We start from the raw sequence: 19121 nt of genomic DNA, 5'->3' as shown, positions 1-19121 counted from the left end.
ATGTCATCCTTTCTTCGTATGGTTATGCTCCTCTTCTTTCTGCTTGCCGTCAACCTGATTGTCTTTCATTTGAAAACGGAAATGACAATGCCCTTCCTTTAGAAGATATTTATCGTGTTCCACTTCAAAGTTCGGGTTATACCCTTTGGCTATGGCCGGATCAATCATTTGACAATAAAGGATGCCGTATTCCTCCATGCCGTCCGCCTTCCATTGGTCGCCAAAAGCGCATCTCGTAAAGTTCTGTTCAATCTCCAACGGATGATAGTGTGTCTCATACTCGAATAAATCGCTGCGTCCCATGTCATAATGAGGCAGATAATTATGAATGTCATTCGGCTTTCCGTTCGCAGCCGCCCGGCGGGCGATATCCCGGCCGCGCTCTTCTCCGAAAGCGCGCACCCCTTCACGAACAGCCTCCTTGCCTTCTTCGCCAAAACGGTCGACCACCGCCTTCGAGACATGGGCGAACAGCTTGGCCATTATTGTATATGGGGATACAGGTTCAAGACTTTCATCCTGTTTGCGTTGATCCTTTTCTTTACTCATCGTTGCAGCACCTCATTTAAATTATTATAGAAATTGGGTATAAAAGATAGGGATCAGAGAACGAGATTTGTTCAAATTATCGCTCATTCATTCCTAGATAAACGGATTTAATCATATGATGATCCTTCAATTGATCCGAACTGCCTTCCAAGACGATGTTTCCCGTTTCCATTACATATCCTCTGTCGGCCAGCGCCAGCGCCATTTTGGTATTCTGCTCAACGAGCAGCACCGATACACCGTTCCGGTTAATCCTACGGATGGCCCGGAATATTTCCCGAACCAGCAAGGGAGCCAGGCCCATGGAAGGCTCGTCAAGCAGCAGCAGCCGCGGTCTGGCCATCAGCGCACGGGCAATCGAAAGCATCTGCTGTTCTCCGCCGCTCATCGTGCCGGCAAGCTGCTTCTTTCGTTCCGCAAGCCGTGGAAACAGCTGAAAAACCTCCGCCATATCCGCTTTAATTTCTTTGCTTCCTCTTCTGATATATGCCCCGATGCTCAAATTTTCCATTACCGTAAGATCGGCAAAAATCCCTCTTCCCTCAGGAACATGAGATATTCCCGCCTTCACGATAAGGTGCGGCTCCAGACGGGTAATGTCGGTGCCTGCAAACAAAATCCGTCCGCTTCCCGCTCGGACGATGCCCGAGATGCAGCGCAGAACGGATGTTTTCCCCGCTCCGTTAGCCCCGATCAGAGCGACAATTTCCCCTTCACGGACTTCCAGATCCAATTGTTTTACAGCTTGAACATGACCGTGGTTGACCGTTAGCTGCTGAATTTTCAATAATGCGTTATTCCCCGTCAAAGTCATCATCCTCCCCGCCCAAATAGGCGCTGATTACCTTGGGATTTTGTTGTATTTCCTCCGGGGGGCCCTCGGCGATTTTATGCCCGTGATCGAGCACGACGATTTTATCCGCAATATTCATAATAAGACCCATATCATGCTCGATCAGCACCATATCCAGGTTGAAATTTCGGGAGAGGTAGCCGATCTTGTCCGCCAGCTGCTTTTTCTCCGGCCCATTCATACCGGCGGCAGGCTCGTCAAGCAGCAGCACCTTGCAGCCTGTAGCCATGGCACGCGCAATTTCCAATAGTCTCTGCTCCCCGTAGGGCAAATTGCCGGCCCATTCGTCCAGCTTGCGATGAAGCCCCACCACCTCAAGCAGATCGATACACTCCCGGGCTATGGCGTCGCGCCGGCGTCTTCCCTTGCCGAACAGAAACAGGGAGCCCAGAATGCTTTCCGAATTGCAATCCGGATGAGCCACCAGCACATTTTCCAGCACGGTCATGTTTTTGATCAGCCGGGTGTTCTGAAAGGTGCGTGCGATTCCCAATCGAGCCCGGTCAAACGGCTCCAGCTTCGTAATATTTTGACCCATGTAATGTATCGTACCTGACGTAGGCTTATAAACTCCCGTCAGCAGATTGAAAAGTGTCGTTTTCCCCGCCCCGTTCGGACCGATCAGCGCAACAATCTCACCGCTGTTCACACTAAGGTCGATTTCGTTGAGTGCTACCAAACCGCCGAACTTAACGGATACTTTTTCGAGACTTAGCAATTTGGCCATGTGGCTGATCACCTTTCTGCGAACTGTAGAAATTGATTGTACGGTGCTTCTCGCCCCAGAAACCCGAAGGCTTGAAAATCATCATGAGAACAATGGCCAGGCCAAGCAGCATCATCCTGTAGTCATCGACATAACGAAGCAGCTCCGGCGCCAGCACCAGAATGACCGCACCCAGAATCGATCCGGGAATGCTTGCAGCGCCGCCCAGAATAACCATAGCCAAAATATTCACCGAATCCAGGTAACGGAATGTATCCGGGCTGATAAAGGTAATATACGAGGCCCAGAACGCGCCGGCCGCGCCGGCAAAAAATCCGCCCAGCGTAAAGGCAAGCAGCTTGTATTTCACGGGTCTGATCCCGATGGATTTCGCCAAAGTCTCATCTTCGCGAATCGTCAGAAGATTGAGTCCGATTCCCGAATGAACCACTCGATGAATCACATAGATTGTGATCATGAGCATGACTAAAATAAGATAATAATAATCGGTTTTATCGGTGAACGAGTAACCGAACAAACGGGGGGCGGGAATTCCTGGAATCCCCATCGGTCCCCTGGTCACTTCGACCCAGTTTACAAATATCAGACGGACAATTTCGCCGAATCCAAGGGTTACAATCGCGAGATAGTCTCCTCTGAGACGGATGACCGGCAATCCGAGCAGAAAGCCGAACAGTCCGGCTATGATCGCTGCGGCAGGAAGCGCCAGCCAGAACGAAAGCTGAAAGTGAATCATTAACAGCGCCGCTGAATAAGCGCCGATCCCATAGAATGCGGCATGTCCAAGCGCGAATTGCCCGGCATAACCGATAATCACGTTGAGACTGAGTGAAAGTATGCTAAAAATACCGATCGCGATCGCAATATGAACGAAATAACTGTTTATCTGTTCCAGCAATAAAGGCAGAATAATAAGAAGCGCGGTGACGATGATTTTCCGGTAATTTAATTTGCTCAAGCCATTCACCTACACCTTATTAATTTCTTTCTTTCCAAGGATTCCCGTAGGTCTGATCAGAAGTACAATGATCAGGATGGAAAATGAAATGACGCTCTGGTACGGGGTCGAAATATAAGCGCCGCCCAAATTTTCAATCACCCCAAACAGAATGCCCCCCAGCATCGCCCCGGGAATGCTGCCGATTCCTCCAAGCACCGCAGCGGTGAATGCATTGATTCCTGCCATATATCCCATCGTTGGATAGACCGCATTATAATAAATGCCCACCATGATTCCCGCACATGCAGCAAGCGCGGAACCGATGGCAAAGGCCAGTGTAATCATCCGATTCGTATTGATTCCCATCAGAGAAGCATGTGGAATGCTCATGGACGTGGCCCGCATGGCCGTTCCGGTCTTCGTCTTGGTGACGAACAGGTGCAGGCCTATCATCAAAATCAAAGATAATACAAGAATTAAAATCTGAATTTGAGAAAAGATAATATGGCCTACCGTATACGTTTTGCTGCCGAATGTCGTGGGAAAAGGATGGGTTCCCGTACCCCAGAGCTTCTGCGCCAGACTGATCAGGAAGGTGGAAACCCCGAGTGCGCTGATCAGCGGCACAATGCGATCCGACAAGCGGAGCGGACGATAGGCAACCCGCTCGATGATCATGCCCATTACCGCCGTCGATGCCGCGGAAATCACAAAACTGGGAAATAACGGCATGTTCAGCTGCTCTATCAAAAAAAGCCCCAAAAAGCTGCCGAACATGTAGATATCGCCATGAGCGAAATTCACGATTTTCAGTATGCCATAAACCATCGTATATCCAAGCGCAATCAGCGCATAAATCATTCCAATCGTCAGCCCGTTTACCAGTTGCTGAAGGAGCATGCTAACATCCCTTCCATGCGTTGGAGCAGGAAATATGTCTCAATTCCTGCTCCAAACGTGTTTATATCTTATTGATAAAGCACGAAATGTCCATTTTTAATCGTCAATTTCTCAGGAATGGTCTGGACATCGCCGTTTTCGTCAAACGTCAGTACTCCCGTCGTACCCGGGAAGTCTTTCAGCGTATCCAGATACGTTTTAATGCTCTCCCTGTCAGGGCCGCCTTGCTTAATGGCTTCAATGACTACGGAAGTGGCGTCAAAGGCATATGCGGCATACGTATCCGGCCGTTTGCCGTAAGCGTCCTGATAAGCTTTGTCGAACTTCGTTGCCTGTTCATTATTGCCGCCCGGATAGAAAAATCCGATGAGCTTGAAATTCTCTACTGCCGCCCCACCCAAGTCGAGCAGCGCCTGGGAGTACAAGCTGTCTACACCGATATAGTCTACGGACAGGTTGAGTTTTTGCGCCTGCGAGGCAATCAGGGCCGCTTCGTTATAAAAACCGCCGATAAAAATAGCGTCCGGCTTTTTCTCCTTGATTTTGGTAAGAATCGTGCTGAACTCTTTGGCCCCCGGAAGATAGGACTCGGCCGCAACGATTTCAATACCGTTCTCCCGTGCCGATTTCTGATAAACATCCAGCAGCCCCAAGCCAAAGTCGGACTGCTCATAGATGAGCGCTACCTTTTGGTATCCCAGTTCCTTCGACCATTTTGCCAAAAAGGATGCCTGGAAAGCGTCAGTCGTGATCACACGGAATGTGTAATCTCCCGCATTCGTTACGCCGGGAGCGCTCGAAGACGGCGAAATTTCCACGATTTTGTTCTGGTTGTAAACCGGCGCTGCAGCTAGCGTCGCCGAACTGTTAAAATGCCCTACGACTGCCAAAATGTCTTTATTTGATGAAAATTTGTTGGCCACGTTTACTGCTTCACTAGGATCGCCCTTGTCATCCTCGATCACAATCTTCACTTGCTTTCCGTCGATTCCGCCGGCCTCGTTAATTTGCTTGGCAGCCAGCTCGGCCCCGTTCTTAAACGCCTCCCCGTACTGCGCTTGCGTGCCGGAAATCGGAGCCGAGAGGCCGATTTGAATCGTTCCGCCCGCATTGGCACCCCCATCCTTGGCTGCGCAGCCCGCCGTAAAAACCATCATTGTTGCTAAAGCAGCGGTAATGAAAAAACGTCTCTTCATCCCAATGTCCTCCCAAACATGAATTATTCCTATAAGGTTAGTAGTATTTTCATTATAATTCGTTTTGCTGAAAAATCAACACATTTTTTTAATATTATCAAAATCATTTTGATATTGTCAAAGTAAGTTCAAAAATACGCAAAACATAAGAAGCGCCGGTGATGGTTATCTTCATCTCCTGACTTCCGCTTGTCTTGTGGAAGCGGTAGTATGCGAACGGAACAGTTTCCTTCGTTGGCACTTGCCAGGAGATCTCCGTTTTCCGGGGTTCCGTCTTAAAGCAAGTACGCGAGGCCCTCTTAATTCCGGTCGGTACCATACAAAAAAACTCAGAACTGGTTTTACTCAGCTCTGAGTTTATTGTCAGGCAAAATAGCTTTGTTCATGCGTGCTCCGCCCGCTGCCGGATGGACTTCCGTTTTTTTCAAAAGACGATAAGCGCTTGCACACATCCTTTATCTCCACATGTTCGTACATCGGCCGCACTCCACACAGGCATACAAGTCAAGCAGCTGCCCCTTGGTAAAGTGTTCAATCTTGCCCACCCCGAATTCCTCTGCGGTTTCATCGGAAAAATCCAGCTTACACGGCCTGCCGGGAGGGCCCGTGCCCGATAATACGATATCGAAGGGCACGAACAGCAAATGGGCGTGCTTCGACTGCGGCACATAGAGCAGAAAAGCAAGCAGAATCAGGAGATGCAGCCACCAGCAAACGTAAACCAGCCAATAGGCCGCTTGCCGGCCTGTCCCCGCCGACAAAAGCGACAGCAGCGAGGAAATCGGACTGAACCCCCGATGGCGGCTTTCCCCCTGCTTCAACCGGGGCAGCTTTTCGCCAAACCGTCTGTACGCCGCATACCCAACCGATAGTATGATCATCTATCGCCTGCATCCTGCGCCGCATAACGCATCAGCCTCCCGGATTACGGGATTTCTCAACGCTTCAAAGCCGTCGATCCGGCATTCCGCCACATCCCCTTCCCGGATCGCGACCGAGCCGGGAGTGCCGGTCATGATGACATCGCCCGGCAGCAGCGTCATCATCTTGGAGAAATAAGATACGATAAACCATGGAGAATAGATCATATTCGCAATGGTATTGCGGTGCACGACCTGTCCATTAAGCCCGGTTTCCACCGCCAGCTTCTCCAGCCCGGGCAGCTCATCGGGCGTGATCAGGAAAGGTCCGAAGCTGAAAAACGTATCGAAGTATTTTGACCTGCCGAGAAAACGGGGATTCCGGGCATGAATATCCTGGGCTGTCATATCGAGTGTTGTCGTAAACCCTGCCGTAACGAAAGGCGCTTCGGCCTCCCCGATGTTTTTGCACGTTTTCCCGATGACGATGCCAAGCTCCGCTTCAGCGGTGACCCGCTCCGACTGGCCGGGAAGCACGATCGCTTCGCCGGCTCCGATCAAGCTCGTATCCGGCTTGATAAAGCAAATCGGCTCTTGCTCCGGAGGCGTGGCGTTCAATTCCTCCGCTTTCGCGATATAATTCATTCCGATCCCGCAGATTTTACGCGGAAACCGGTAAAGCGGAGCATACTCGTCATACCTGCAGGACCGGGGCTCCCACCGGCTTAACAGCTCGCGGCCCTCCCGATCGTACCAGCGCTTCAGATCGCTAAACTGACCGCGCCGCAGCAGTTCATGCAATTCCGTACTCCATTCCGTGGACAGCGCGCGATTGATTGTGCGAAGCAGGACCGGTCCGGAATCGGCTACGATTGCCGCTTCTTCGACGGCACCTGTTTTTAACGAAACGAGCTTCACCGCTTCACCGCTTTCTCTGAGCTTTTCTTGACCTCGGATATTTCGAACGCGCATAATTCCGCCAGCGCCTGGGCTAATATATCGGTGATCCTCTCCTGAATAATCCGGCCTTTCTCCGCCGTTGCCTTCGTAGCGTCGCCGCAAATGCCGCTTGCGGAAATATCGGCCATTTTCCAGGCAAATCGAATTTTCCCTTCCAGCGTCAGGAACTCCAGGCAGGACAAATCGGGAAATTCCCTGACAGCAAACTGGTCCTGAACCCAGTTCGGTTTGATCGCCTTCACGATGGATGTTTCGTAATCGCCGCCATGAATGCCGTATTCCAGCTCTTCGGGTGAAATCAAACCCTCCGCGCCTCCCAGACTCCCGGGCGACAAATAAAATACGGTCATGCCGAACTTAATCCTGATTTCCCGGATGGCGACATTCAGCAAATCCACATTTCCGCCGTGCGTATTGAACAAAAGCAGCTTGCGGAACCCGCTGGCATTCAGGCTTTCGGCAATATCCATAATAACGCCCTGAAGCGTTGAGGCCGACAAGGAAATCGTGCCGGGAAGGCCGAAATGTTCGTTGCTTTTCCCGTAGGATACCGGGGGAAGCAGCCAAACCGCCGTTTCCTCGTTCAATTTCTCCAACGCCCGGGTCAATGTCGCTTCCCCGATCAGCGTATCCGTCATGACCGGCAAATGGGGTCCGTGCTGCTCCACAGCCCCGACCGGCAAAATGACCAGCGCCTGCTCTTTCGGCAGCTCCTTCACCTGCTTGCTCGTCAACCGCGGCAAAAACCGTTCTTCCCACGCCGCACCTTCATATCTCGTAAACATAAGGCATTCTTCCTTCATAATGGATTTTGTCAAAGGATCGCAGCCGTTTCCGGAAAAGCCTTCAATAACTTCTCATGAATCCATCTCAGCAGTTTCCGGTCCTGCCGGTACCCGGCAATGACAGACAATCCTATCGGCATACCTTCAGCTCCTGCAATCGGAATCGTCACCTGAGGCATGCCGGTCAATCCCGCCACACAGGACAGCTGCATGACGCGCGAACGCGTTCGTTCGATTTCTGTTCCCGCCAATCCCCGTTTGGGAGCTGGGCCGGGAGCTGTCGGTATGACCAGCAGCCCGTCGCTGCCCAGCAGCGTATCCATATATTCGCAAATTCGCTGCCGCACCGTCTTCTTGTTTTCAAATTCGGCTTTTCCGAGCGAGCTTGCCCAAGCAAAACGCTCGGCAATGTCCGGGCCAAACACCGGCTTTTCCCTCTGAATCCATTCGCCATGTGCGCTCCAGATTTCGTAGCCTTGAATGGTCCGGAACGTGTTCACCCACTCGTCAAGCCCTTGCGGCGCAATATCGATCCATGCGCTTTTGCCGGTCAACTGCTGAAAATAAGGCAACCATTTCATTAGAATCATCCGGCAATCTTCCTGAACAATATCCCATGCTTCCGTGCCGAAATGAACCTGCCGAAATTCACCCGATTCCGCTTCTGCGCTTTCGATTAACGCGCTTCCGACATCCCATAGCGTTTTGGAATCTCTGGCCATCCAACCGACCGTATCAAAGCTTTGGGCCAAAGGAATAACCCCTTCGACCGGAACCAGACCGTGTGTGGGCCGGATTCCATAAATGCCGCAGTAAGCGGAAGGAATGCGGACCGAACCGCCCGTATCGGTTCCCAGCGCAAAATCGGCCAGTCCGGCGGATACGGCTACTGCCGAGCCGCTCGACGAGCCGCCGGGAATCCGATCGGGATCTTTGGGATTCACCGGTGTGCCGTAATGGAAATTTTCCCCATTCAGACTGAACATCAGCTCATCCGTCTGGGTCGTTCCCCTCAGCCTGGCCCCTTGTTTCAACAAAAGCTCGATGGCGGCCGCATGTTTCAAAGCCGGCTTATGCGTCCGAAACCAATCCGGATTACCAGCCGTATTCGTGTTTCCTTTCACTTCAAAGACATCTTTCACAGAAAATGTCAAACCCTGCAATCGTCCTTCCCCAACCGGTTCGATCGTCAAATCTTCCCGAACGTAAGCGTTCCATTCGCGGTGCATCGGCTTTCCTCCATTCGTCCACATTTGACCGTACTTCCGACGATCCGCTTCTTTCTTAAAAAGGCAGATAAATTTTTGTCAACGGCTGCGCACCGCTTACGGTTTTTTCAAAAATTCGGTCGTAAATGCTTTCGAAACATCCTGTTTCTCCTTCAGGCCCTTAATCTCCAGCAGTTGATCCTGCACGGCGTTCCAGCGCTCCATCGTCATATAGCCGATGCCGTTCGCCTTCGTTTCCTCGTTCAAAATAAACTCTTTCTGCTGCTCAGCTTCATAATTCATCGCTTCGACCGTCATATCCTTGTTGTAGGTTTGGATAAACGGGTTCACGCTCTTGTAATTTTCCAAATAATGGCTCCAGCCCTTTTGGGTGGCTTGAACGACGGCTTTTACAATATCCGGGTGCCGCTTCAAATAATCCTCCGTCGTAAAGAGAACGTCGCAATAGTTGGCATAGCCGGAATCGGCTATTTTCAGGTATTTTACCTTTACCCCCTGCTGGGACAGCGCGTACGGCTCATTGGTGATGTATCCCTGATTCAGGGAGCCTTTGGTTTGGATAAAATTGACCAATTGCCCGGTGTAGGCCATCTCGTTCACGTTCTTCAAATTGTACTTGCTCTTGATGTATTCCCAGTACAGCACGCCGGGCTGCATAAACACCGTCCGGCCTTCCAGGTCCTCAAAGCCGTTCAGGTTGTCGTCTTCGTGATAAATCAGCACCTGGGGAGTATGCTGAAAGGAGGCCAACAATCCGACAACAGGGATTCCCTCTTCCCGCGCCCGCAAAATGTCATCGGCGTACGAAATGCCGAAATCGGCTTTTCCCGAAGCGACCAGCTGCATCCCGGATATTTGCGGACCGCCGGGCTGAATCGTCAGATCGACGCCCAACTCTTTGTAATATCCCTGCTGAAGAGCGGAAAAGTACCCTCCGTCCTCCCCTTTGGCATACCAACCCTCGATCAGCCGCGCCTTTTGAAGAACCGGTTCATTGCCTGCATCCGTCTGTTGGTTCGTCCCGTCCGGGGATGGGACGTTACCAGTGCTTGCCGGCGGACCGGAAGAACAACCGGAAATCAAAACGGTCACGGCTATAAGCGCCAGCAGCACCATCTTCGGCCTTATCATCATAAGCATCCTCCTGCTCCTGATCTATCTGCGATCGGCGCTGTTGATTATATTCCGCTTCCCTCGATGACGCGCAGATCCTCTTCGTCCAGACTGGCGGCCGGACCGGATTTGATCAAATTGGAAAATTGTTCGTCCGGAATCATCGTCGTTAATACATACAGCCGGCCTTTTCCCGTATTGTGGACTTCGTGATTGTTTCCGGGCGGAACGATGAAAAAAGACCCCGTCCGGACAGGTATTTTCGTATCGCCGACCACCGCTGTCCCTTCCCCGGCAAGCACGTAAAAATATTCGTGCGCCGCAGCATGTTCATTCGGCGGCGTCTTCCCGCCCTCATCGAATATTTCCAGAACCGACACGAACGGCGCCTGCTCCCCGTCGCACAGAAGCACAAATTTATTGGAATCTTTCTCCGAGATTTTGTGAACCGGGCATTCCGTATAGTTTCCGGCAACCCATCCTTTTAATGACATCGTACAAGTCCCTCCCAGACCGAATCATATTTTTGCAATCAAACGCATACTTCCCTCCAATGCGTTTTGGCACTTCCCTACCGCTGCAAAGCTTCCAAAACCGCAGCCGAGGTTGTCACAAACCCGTAGCACTGCTTGATGTTGTAAAGGGTCGCTTCGACGCAAAACGCAGGTGAATTGGTGGCGCAGCAATCTTCGAGCAGGATGCTGTCATAACCGGAGTTGACCGCATCCTGCAAGGTCGCCATCACGCATTGATCTAGATTTACACCGGCAAACAACACGGTGCGGATTTGCAGGTTGCGCAAAATGCTGTCCAACGGCGTATCCCAAAACCCGCTCATTCTGTATTTGTCCACGTAAATATCCGACGGTTCCGTCTGCAGCCCGGAAACGATCGCCGCTCCCCAGCTTCCCTTCTCCAGAACGCGGGATTGATTATTCGGCAGCGGCTCCCCGATGCCGATTCCTTCGCCGGTCATGTTATACACGTGCAGAATAGACGGGCTTAGATTGGCTTTGTCCGGCCTGTTTCCCCAATTCAGCCAAATGACGGGCACTCCCGCTTGGCGAAGTGCGGGCAGCGCGCGGTTTAAAGGTCCGATGGGCTGCTGCAGCGCCTTGTAATCCGATCCGATATAGTCCAGCCAACCATTTTCCGAACAAAAATCGTTCTGCATATCGACGACAATGATCGCCGTATGCTGCAAATCAAAGGTAATCCGCTGCGGCTGGGCCGGAATGGAAAGCGCAACCGGCTGCCTTTCTTCTCTTCGCAAATCCGCATGAGCGGTTGAAACCGACCAATGATTTCGTTGATTTCCAATGCAGTACATCAAATCACCCGGCTTTTTCATAAATTCGGAAGCGCGATAAATGAAGCCATTCCCGACTGGCTGCCAACAGCAACCGTAGCGATGCGCAGCGATTCCGCGCCTGCACGGTGCAGATCTGCATCAGCATGATTGGGATGTCTTGCAAATAAGGGAAATCCGCTGCCGGTCAGCTCCAGGCGGATCGAGCTGCCCCGGTCCAGGTGCAGCGCGCACGGCCGCAGCGAAATTTCCGCCTTCCCCCAGCCTTCTACCTGTTCGCGGGATAGTTCGGTGCGGCCTACCGCCAGGAAGCGCGCGGTTCCGTCCGGCAAAACGACGGAAAGCGTGGCGACCAGGTCGGTCGGGCCCCCCAATGTCTGGAAATATATTGTTGCTTTCGGCGATCCCAAAATATGCATCGGGCTTTCCAACGGCTCGCTGGTATATACGAGGATTTCATACCGGTCCTGCGCCGGACTGCGATCCAGGGGCAGGTAGGATTCCAGGCTCATCGGCAGGCGGGCGTCGTAAACGAAAACATCGGGAACGGACGGCGCGCCCCCGGGTTCCTCCGGCGACAAGCTGCCGCCGCCAAGAGCGCCGTTAGCCGGTTTCTCCCCTCCCTGCAGATACCAAAGGGAGCTTTCGGCGGCCGGCTGCATCAGCGAAGTCCGATCCGAATGGCGCCAAACGTTGCTTCCCCGTTCAAAATAGCGAATCGCAGGCTCATGAAACAGCTCGGCATCCCGCTTGTCTTTCAGCCAGTAATCAAACCATCTCACCTGCTCCAGGTGAATGTCCCCATCCGCCTGATCCCCATGGTCCACACCACCGGCTTTTCTTCCCCATGGAATATGCGTCCACGGGCCGACGATCAGACGATGAAAGAGCTCCGGACTTCCCGGTTCCTGCTGCAGCGCTTCGTAGCTTTGCATCGTGCCCATGAGGAAAACGTCGTACCATCCGCCGATTTGCAGAGAGGGAACGGGACGTTCCTTCACCTTCGGCAGCCAGTCGCGTTCAGCCCAGTACGCGTCGTACCCGGAATGCTCGCACCATTCGAAATAAGCGGGGAAATATTTGCGCAACACCGGATGATGTTCCCCGAGGACGGGAAGCTGCCAGATGAGCGCATCCGGGCTGCGCATCATTTGGGTACAATACCGCTCGGCTTCAGAATCGCCCAGTCTCCTGGCGGTATCCCGCGCAAGCTGGTAGGCCCAGGGAAGGTGCTCCCGAATCGCGAACCGCCCATGCGGATAAAACATCCCGTGGTACAAATCGGCAGCGCACATCGCGGGAGCGATCGCCTTCAGATGCGGAGGATGCGCGGACGCCGCCGCCCACTGCGTAGAGCCCTGATAGGAGAAGCCGTACATGCCTACCCGGCCGGTTGAGCCCGGCAGCTTCGCCGCCCACTCCACCGCATCGTAACCGTCCTGCGCTTCATGGATAAAAGGAATGAATTCTCCTTGCGAATCTCCCCTTCCGCGGACATCCTGAATTACAACGATGTATCCGTGCTGCGCGTACCAGAGCGGGTGCGCGTGGCTGACCGTGGAAGCGATCGCCCTTCCGTACGGCTGGCGCATCAGCAGTACGGGATATTCTTTCTCCGGCTCATCCGGCCGGTAAATATCGGCATATAAAACCGTGCCGTCCCGCATCGTGCAAGGCTGCTTTCGTTCAACGACGACCCCGCCAAAATAAACTGAAGATCGGCTCATTCTCAACACCCCTGAAATGAAAATTACAATGCTAGATCGTATGGTATCGTCCTGAAGCAAATAAGAAACCCTTAAGACGGAACCGCCAGCTTCTTCAGGTTTAACAGGCTTAAAGGATCGTTCGAGATCCCACAACCTATCATGCGAATATGACCTTCCTCCTTCTTGCATGTCCCAGATATGCGGATTGGCTACGCCGATTCCGATTTCCTCGCATCTTGCCATCAGCCGGTTTAACCGCTCTTCGTTCTTAAAAAGGATCACCGGGATGCCAAATACCAGCAAGTCGCCGTTGGCCGCTTCTTCCCAGCTTGGAAACGAAACGATCCATTGCGACCAAGGCACTTTCGGTACGAGGGAGATTTGAATGTCCGACACGATGCCGACGGTGCCGTACGTATGCAGATAAAGATGAATGTCCTCTCCGCTTACCGTAAACGTGCGGGGATTGACTTCCATCGTTTTTACCGTCATCGACTGAACCCGGAGAAAAATGGCGATAGTCCTTGGAGTATTTTTCCAGGGAAGGCGCATCCCACAGCAAAATTTGTTCGTTTACCCGCTGTCTCAAACTTTCCTGCCATCCGTTCATCATCGTTTGTCCCCCTTATCTCATTTCCGATTCGTGCCAGGAGCTCAACAGCCATTTGGAAAAAGCATTGATCAGCAAAAAGAACGCGATGCCCAACACGGAAGCGGATAACCCGCAAGCAAATAAATAAGGTGTCTGCAGCCGCGTTGCCGCTACCGTAATCGCATAGCCCAGCCCTCCTTTCCCTCCTCCGATTCCTGCAATATATTCGCCAACGATGGCTCCTACAACCGACAGCGAGCAGGATATTTTCAAACCCGCCATAATGTAAGGAAGAGCCGCCGGAAAACGCAGCCGCCAGATCGTTTGCATCTTCGTCGCGTTATACAGGTAAAACAAATTTTTCATGTTTTGTTCCGTCGAGTTCAATCCGATTAGCGTATTGGACAGAATGGGGAAGAAACTGATCAGGAACGCAATCACTACGATCGCATTCATGCCCGCTCCGAACCAGATGACGATGATCGGCGCCACGGCCACAATCGGAATCGTCTGAAGAATGATCGCATAAGGATATACGCTTCGTTCCACCATCTTGGATAAGGCCAGCAGGACGGCAATAGAGATGCCCAGGATCACGCTGACCACAAATCCGGCCACCGCTTCGGCAAGCGTGGTGCTTACCGACTCCGCCAGATTGAGCCCATTTTCTTTGGCCGCCAAAACAATATCGGTCGGTTTTGGCAAAATATAAGGCGGTATGCCGATCAGTCGGACAATCGCTTCCCAACCTCCCACAAACAAAATAAAGACGGCAAGCGGCGGCAAAACCTTCATGAACCGGCTCATCATCGGGCTTTCCTGAATCACGGTCGTCCGTTTGTCGCCCGGGGGACGGGAACCGGCACGTTTCTTAGCAGCCGGCTGTCCGGATTCTTTCAACATGCCTGCAACCATGTCTTTCATCCTATCGTTCTCCTTTCGTAAGTTGCAACGTCATCTGTTTAATGCTTCAGAACGCCGGAAATCTGGCGCACATAGCTTGCGAATTCCGCCATCGTGCGAAAATCCTCATTGCGCGGGAACGAATAAGGAATATCGATCACATCCGCGATTTTCCCCGGCCGCGGTGTCATCACGATCACCCGTGTGGACAAGAACACCGCTTCAAACACGTTGTGCGTAATAAACAAAACGGTCATTTTTTGATCCTGCCGCCAAATGCTCAGCAGCTCGTCCTGAAGCGTCTGGCGGGTGATTTCGTCGAGCGCGCCGAACGGTTCGTCCATCAACAGCAATTTGGGCCTGGAAATCAGCGCCCGCGCGATCGATACCCGCATTTTCATGCCGCCAGACAACTGGCGAGGCAGCACTTTCATGTAATCCTTCAATCCGACCAGTTCCAAAACCCGCTCGCCTTCTTCCTTGCACTGCTTTTTGGGAATTCCCCGAAGGGTTAGCGGCAGCGTGACATTATCAATCAATTTCGCCCATGGCAAAAGCGTATGTTCCTGAAAGACAAAAGCAATTTCATTCTGCTTGCGGGCTTCCTTGGGTGTGGTCTGAAGAACCGACAGCCTCCCGGAAGTAGGATTGGTCAATCCGGCGATCATGTTGAAAATCGTTGACTTGCCGCAGCCCGAAGGTCCGACGAAGCAAAGAAACTCTCCTTCAACTGCCTTAAGATCGGCATTTTGCACAGCGATCGTGCCGTTCGGATAAACTTTGCCGACATCTTCCAGATGAACTAGGAGCTCACTTTTTCCGGCTTCCCCCTTTGACGGAACGATTGATTTTGTCGTGACCAAAGCCATTCTTCCATCCCCTCCTCCATCAACTCGAATTAGATCATGCCGCCTGTCATGCTTCAAACTTTTTATGTTATATTTTATAACACATTCCAAAGAAGCGAACAATGAAAAACGGGATATGTTGTGTAACTTTACAATAAAACGGACTATATTCGTATTTTTTTACGATCTATTCCGATGTTATGTCTTGTTTAATTACATGAAGAAACCGGACGGCAGCAGCTTCTGTCGACGAAAATAGCCGCCCTTCCTTCCAGCAGGGGGGCGGCTATGGCCTTTCTTTCGGTATTGGAGACGAGCGGAATGATGGGAAATGAAATAGCCCGATCCATCCGGTTTTCATGTCGCTATCGGCACTCGTTGTTCAAAGCGGTTGTGGAGGTTGAATGAGCAGGTCCAACACAAATGCTTTTAAATCCACGATGCGCAAGTACTGCGGCTTTTGATCCGTTCCACATATGATCAAGGGAATGAGCGATTCCGTTTGATGAAGAGAGCCATGGCCTCCGCCGCCCTTATGCTTCGGCGAGCTTCTGTCCGCCAATTCATAACCGGGTTTTGCGGTAACCACCAAAAATTCGCCGGGATGTGAGTTCAAAGCTCCGGATAATCGCTGCAATGCATCAGGGTATTGGCCATACGCCAATGTACCCTCCGAAGCATTGATCTTTACGTCCAGCACCTCGGCATCCTGCTCGACGGTCCATTTTTGCCGATATGGATCGGTCAGCCGCCCGTTCGCTTTAAATGCCAGCTCCTTGAACGAACCGCCCTGAACCGCACGAATCCATTCGTTTTCTTTCCATGCGATAAAATCAATACGCGGATCGGATTTTAATGCGTTGGCCATGTCTCTTAGTGACCGATCTGCTTTAAGCTTATAAACATAAGCCATGGTTTCATTGACAGCAAGGACGATGTCTGTTTCTTGCGATAGGTTTTCTCCAGGACGCAATACATGATCTCCCCGGAAAAAGGCAGGCAGGTCGATAACGGGATCACTTTGGGCAGGCAGGATTTGAGTGGCTCCACTGTCGCCAGCGATGACAAAAATCGCTTTTCGCAAGGCTTCTTCCGGTGTACCGAATGTTTGCAGCAATGTAAGAAGCTGCCCGTCGATTTCCTGAATTCCATTACGTTCCGATGGACCTTTCTTATGAATTTTTTGATCTAAATCCGGCAAGTAAACATATAAAAAATCGGGCAATTGATTGGCTTTAATCAAATATTTGGCTGTATCAATGGAATATGGATTGTTTAATCCCATTCGCCGGGTTATCCCGTCCGGGAGTTTTTTAATGCCTTCCAGTGGATTGGACAAAGAGCCTAAGGCTAAAAAATCCGGCCCTTTCACTTGAATTTCCTTTGGCAAAGAGGCTGGTACTTGAATCCAGAGGGGAACGGACAACGTATGGTCGGTGGTTCCGCGATAAATTAAACCGTTAACGGAACCGGACTTGAGCCCATGTCTAGCCAAGTCCTCATAAAGGGTGGGCTGTTGCCGGTTTAAATGACTGCCATTCAAGTGAATTAGTGCATCGGCCAATACCGGATCTATGCCATGCTTGAATACCTCCATAGGCCCGGTACCGTAATTGATCACTTTCTTTTGATCAGACGAATACCAGGTAAGTCCCGGCACATGATGATCATCAGGATAAGTTCCGGTAAGAAGAGAACTATCGATCGTTACAGACATCGTGGGAAAAGAGCTCACCAGGTTTTGATAATATTGCCCATGTTCAATCAGGAATTGAAACGTAGGGAGTTCCTGTTGTTCAATCCCTTTATTTATCGCTTGTGACATTAAAGAATCGATCATCAAAAAGATGATTTTCTTCGCATGTTCTCCTCTGGCCGATTTGACTTGCATGAGATCCTTTTCTTTTGGAATGGAATCCTGCCGCTGGCATCCGAGCATCAGGCTAATGATCAGCAGCAGGAAACACCAGCTTATCTTTTTATACATGACTAACCTTCACCAGCCTTGATCGTAGAATGCTCAAGCTGCTTCCTTCCACCATCCTTGCACCTGCTTTCCAAACCCTATAACCAATATTCACTAAAATAACTTTAACCGTTTCATCCGTTTTTTATCCATCATTTAGAAAGATAAGCATAAAATAACCTCTATCCTAAGCAGCTCCTGCCTGCTTGGATAGAGGCTTTGCGCTATAGGCAATGCCGGCGGCTTCCTCAGATCTTCGATCTTCTCGCGTTCCTTCGCGCAGTCTCTATATCGGACCACAATTGTTCCACATGCGGGGAAATCGGCTTGAGATAACCCGCGATGATCATAATCCCGAAAGCGAGAATAATGCCGTACATCCCGGCAGTCCAGCCCAGCTCGTCAATAAAATAAGGGTTAAAGATGATTAAATAGACGGATGTCGCCGTACCGATGATCATACAGGCAATGGCACCTTCTTTATTTGCCCTTTTCCAATAAAGGCCTAAAAAAACGACCGGAAAAAACATGATGATGCCTTGATAGGTCAGAATGGCTATAAACACCAGTTTACCAAAATCAACGGCGGCCATCGCCAAGGATAACAGGCATATGATGATCACGGAGATCCGGGTCACTTTCAGAGCCTTTTCGTTCGATATTTGAATATCGATCTGTTTGGCAATATCGTTGGAGATTGCGGTGGCCATGGCTTGAATGATCCCCGAAACGGTAGATATGCTGGTCGCCATAATGAGCACACTCATCAATGCCAGTGGAATAGGGCCCGCCATGCTGGCAATCCACATATAGGCTTCCTCCGGATGATTGCGGGGGTATTCCATGGAATGGATCATGATCCCCAAAAAGACCATAGACGTCCAGAAAATAAAGCCTAACATCGAGGCGATGACCGCCGACTGTTTAATGGCTCTCACATTTTTGGCTGCAAACATTTTATTATAGATCCAGGGCCACATGAATGCACCCAGTCCGCTTACAATGATGATCGAAGTCCAATAGGGCGTGGGAGGAGACCATCCGGGCCCGGGGTAGGTTAACACATCGGGATAGTCCCGTGCAAGCATCTCCATCCCGCTGCGGATGCCGCCGAAAAATTTGTAAATCAACCATAAAGACAGCCCTGTTCCCGCCGCAAACATAAAGAGGCCCTGAACGGCATTGGCTCTAATCACAGATCGCATGCCACCCATGGAAACGTAGATCATCACGGTAAGCACACCGATCAGCATCCCCCAAAAAGGGCTTATTTGCCCCCCGGTAGCGTAGCTGAATATATATCCCTGCGTCACCCATTCCAAAAGCAGCCAAGGCCCGGTAAACAGGACCCCCAAAAACGACATCATGATCCGCAGCATCCCGCTCTGATAACGAAAGCCCATCAGCTCGGCTTGTGTGATTAAATTGTACTTTTTTCCCCAGATATACGTTTTCTCTGACACCAAATACATAATAAATATAGATATCGTTCCGTATATTGCGGTATAAATGCCTATAAATCCGAATCCTACGTTAAATTCGGCCCATGCTGTAAATACGGAGCCGACATACCACGATGAAAATACGGACAATCCAATGGCAAAAGGTCCAAAACTCCTGCTGCCTGTTGTATAGTCGCTGTAATCGTTAATCCCCTGATTTCCCCGATTTATCATAATCAT

The 19121-nt window shown here is 51.1% G+C and carries 18 protein-coding genes; all 18 read right to left on the bottom strand.

What is annotated here, in order from left to right; translation table 11 throughout:
- Positions 1-3 precede the first annotated feature (3 nt).
- The 18 genes from BLT35_RS01570 to BLT35_RS01485 all read right to left on the bottom strand — a co-directional run bounded on the left by BLT35_RS01570 (position 4) and on the right by BLT35_RS01485 (position 19121).
- On the bottom strand, positions 4-549 hold the full coding sequence (locus BLT35_RS01570) for an L-2-amino-thiazoline-4-carboxylic acid hydrolase (RefSeq protein WP_054817849.1): 546 nt from the start codon (positions 547-549) through the stop codon (positions 4-6).
- A 76-nt stretch (positions 550-625) separates the two neighbouring features.
- A complete protein-coding gene (locus BLT35_RS01565; RefSeq protein ID WP_373864957.1) occupies positions 626-1357 on the bottom strand; it encodes an ABC transporter ATP-binding protein in 732 nt (243 codons plus the stop codon).
- Complete coding sequence (locus BLT35_RS01560; protein ID WP_062408780.1) at positions 1344-2129, bottom strand: ABC transporter ATP-binding protein; 786 nt, start codon at positions 2127-2129, stop codon at positions 1344-1346. The genes BLT35_RS01565 and BLT35_RS01560 overlap by 14 nt, the downstream gene beginning before the upstream one ends.
- Complete coding sequence (locus tag BLT35_RS01555) at positions 2092-3087, bottom strand: branched-chain amino acid ABC transporter permease (protein ID WP_074726854.1); 996 nt, start codon at positions 3085-3087, stop codon at positions 2092-2094. Before BLT35_RS01555 ends, BLT35_RS01560 begins: the two co-directional genes overlap by 38 nt.
- A 9-nt stretch (positions 3088-3096) precedes the next feature.
- The gene (locus BLT35_RS01550) at positions 3097-3969 is read right to left on the bottom strand and encodes a branched-chain amino acid ABC transporter permease (RefSeq protein WP_074726853.1); all 873 of its coding nucleotides are present in this window, start codon (positions 3967-3969) and stop codon (positions 3097-3099) included.
- A 68-nt stretch (positions 3970-4037) separates the two neighbouring features.
- Positions 4038-5165, bottom strand: a complete 1128-nt coding sequence (locus BLT35_RS01545; RefSeq protein WP_074726852.1) for an ABC transporter substrate-binding protein — start codon at positions 5163-5165, stop codon at positions 4038-4040.
- 455 nt (positions 5166-5620) lie between these two features.
- Positions 5621-6046, bottom strand: a complete 426-nt coding sequence (locus tag BLT35_RS01540; RefSeq protein ID WP_074726851.1) for a hypothetical protein — start codon at positions 6044-6046, stop codon at positions 5621-5623.
- Complete coding sequence (locus tag BLT35_RS01535; protein ID WP_254777490.1) at positions 6047-6997, bottom strand: fumarylacetoacetate hydrolase family protein; 951 nt, start codon at positions 6995-6997, stop codon at positions 6047-6049. It lies immediately after the preceding gene.
- The gene (locus tag BLT35_RS01530; RefSeq protein ID WP_074726849.1) at positions 6940-7770 is read right to left on the bottom strand and encodes a creatininase family protein; all 831 of its coding nucleotides are present in this window, start codon (positions 7768-7770) and stop codon (positions 6940-6942) included. Before BLT35_RS01530 ends, BLT35_RS01535 begins: the two co-directional genes overlap by 58 nt.
- A 29-nt stretch (positions 7771-7799) precedes the next feature.
- A complete protein-coding gene (locus tag BLT35_RS01525) occupies positions 7800-8999 on the bottom strand; it encodes an amidase (RefSeq protein WP_074726848.1) in 1200 nt (399 codons plus the stop codon).
- Between the two features lie 96 nt (positions 9000-9095).
- Entirely contained in the window at positions 9096-10133 is a 1038-nt protein-coding gene (locus BLT35_RS01520) for an ABC transporter substrate-binding protein (RefSeq protein ID WP_254777489.1), read from the bottom strand.
- 44 nt (positions 10134-10177) lie between these two features.
- A complete protein-coding gene (locus BLT35_RS01515; protein WP_054817841.1) occupies positions 10178-10606 on the bottom strand; it encodes a cupin domain-containing protein in 429 nt (142 codons plus the stop codon).
- A 77-nt stretch (positions 10607-10683) separates the two neighbouring features.
- Positions 10684-11463 (bottom strand): cysteine hydrolase family protein, encoded by a 780-nt coding sequence (locus BLT35_RS01510; protein WP_254777488.1) that lies wholly within the window; start codon positions 11461-11463, stop codon positions 10684-10686.
- Positions 11460-13622: a CocE/NonD family hydrolase gene (locus BLT35_RS01505; RefSeq protein WP_254777487.1), complete on the bottom strand. Its 2163-nt coding sequence runs from the start codon at positions 13620-13622 to the stop codon at positions 11460-11462. The genes BLT35_RS01510 and BLT35_RS01505 overlap by 4 nt, the downstream gene beginning before the upstream one ends.
- A 133-nt stretch (positions 13623-13755) precedes the next feature.
- The gene (locus tag BLT35_RS01500) at positions 13756-14532 is read right to left on the bottom strand and encodes an ABC transporter permease (RefSeq protein WP_054817864.1); all 777 of its coding nucleotides are present in this window, start codon (positions 14530-14532) and stop codon (positions 13756-13758) included.
- Between the two features lie 152 nt (positions 14533-14684).
- Entirely contained in the window at positions 14685-15494 is an 810-nt protein-coding gene (locus tag BLT35_RS01495; protein ID WP_062408789.1) for an ABC transporter ATP-binding protein, read from the bottom strand.
- Positions 15495-15855: 361 nt separating this feature from the next.
- Positions 15856-17460 carry an alkaline phosphatase family protein gene (locus BLT35_RS01490; protein ID WP_074726846.1) on the bottom strand — a complete coding sequence of 535 codons (1605 nt, stop codon included), beginning with the start codon at positions 17458-17460 and terminating at the stop codon, positions 15856-15858.
- Between the two features lie 227 nt (positions 17461-17687).
- The gene (locus BLT35_RS01485; RefSeq protein ID WP_175471899.1) at positions 17688-19121 is read right to left on the bottom strand and encodes a sodium:solute symporter family protein; all 1434 of its coding nucleotides are present in this window, start codon (positions 19119-19121) and stop codon (positions 17688-17690) included.

Origin of the sequence: Paenibacillus naphthalenovorans, assembly GCF_900099895.1 — a bacterium.
GTDB lineage: Bacteria > Bacillota > Bacilli > Paenibacillales > NBRC-103111 > Paenibacillus_G > Paenibacillus_G naphthalenovorans.
Note: the sequence above shows the minus strand (reverse complement) of the source record. Positions and strands in the feature narration are given on the sequence as shown.

Coding starts and splice junctions, on each gene's coding strand:
- BLT35_RS01570 (WP_054817849.1), bottom strand. CDS start 549: ATGAGTAAAGAAAAGGATCAACGCAAACAGGATGAAAGTCTTGAACCT.
- BLT35_RS01560 (WP_062408780.1), bottom strand. CDS start 2,129: ATGGCCAAATTGCTAAGTCTCGAAAAAGTATCCGTTAAGTTCGGCGGT.
- BLT35_RS01550 (WP_074726853.1), bottom strand. CDS start 3,969: ATGCTCCTTCAGCAACTGGTAAACGGGCTGACGATTGGAATGATTTAT.
- BLT35_RS01545 (WP_074726852.1), bottom strand. CDS start 5,165: ATGAAGAGACGTTTTTTCATTACCGCTGCTTTAGCAACAATGATGGTT.
- BLT35_RS01540 (WP_074726851.1), bottom strand. CDS start 6,046: ATGATCATACTATCGGTTGGGTATGCGGCGTACAGACGGTTTGGCGAA.
- BLT35_RS01535 (WP_254777490.1), bottom strand. CDS start 6,997: ATGCGCGTTCGAAATATCCGAGGTCAAGAAAAGCTCAGAGAAAGCGGT.
- BLT35_RS01530 (WP_074726849.1), bottom strand. CDS start 7,770: ATGTTTACGAGATATGAAGGTGCGGCGTGGGAAGAACGGTTTTTGCCG.
- BLT35_RS01525 (WP_074726848.1), bottom strand. CDS start 8,999: ATGCACCGCGAATGGAACGCTTACGTTCGGGAAGATTTGACGATCGAA.
- BLT35_RS01520 (WP_254777489.1), bottom strand. CDS start 10,133: ATGATGATAAGGCCGAAGATGGTGCTGCTGGCGCTTATAGCCGTGACC.
- BLT35_RS01515 (WP_054817841.1), bottom strand. CDS start 10,606: ATGTCATTAAAAGGATGGGTTGCCGGAAACTATACGGAATGCCCGGTT.
- BLT35_RS01510 (WP_254777488.1), bottom strand. CDS start 11,463: ATGAAAAAGCCGGGTGATTTGATGTACTGCATTGGAAATCAACGAAAT.
- BLT35_RS01505 (WP_254777487.1), bottom strand. CDS start 13,622: ATGACGGTAAAAACGATGGAAGTCAATCCCCGCACGTTTACGGTAAGC.
- BLT35_RS01500 (WP_054817864.1), bottom strand. CDS start 14,532: ATGATGAGCCGGTTCATGAAGGTTTTGCCGCCGCTTGCCGTCTTTATT.
- BLT35_RS01495 (WP_062408789.1), bottom strand. CDS start 15,494: ATGGCTTTGGTCACGACAAAATCAATCGTTCCGTCAAAGGGGGAAGCC.
- BLT35_RS01490 (WP_074726846.1), bottom strand. CDS start 17,460: ATGTATAAAAAGATAAGCTGGTGTTTCCTGCTGCTGATCATTAGCCTG.
- BLT35_RS01485 (WP_175471899.1), bottom strand. CDS start 19,121: ATGATTATGATAAATCGGGGAAATCAGGGGATTAACGATTACAGCGAC.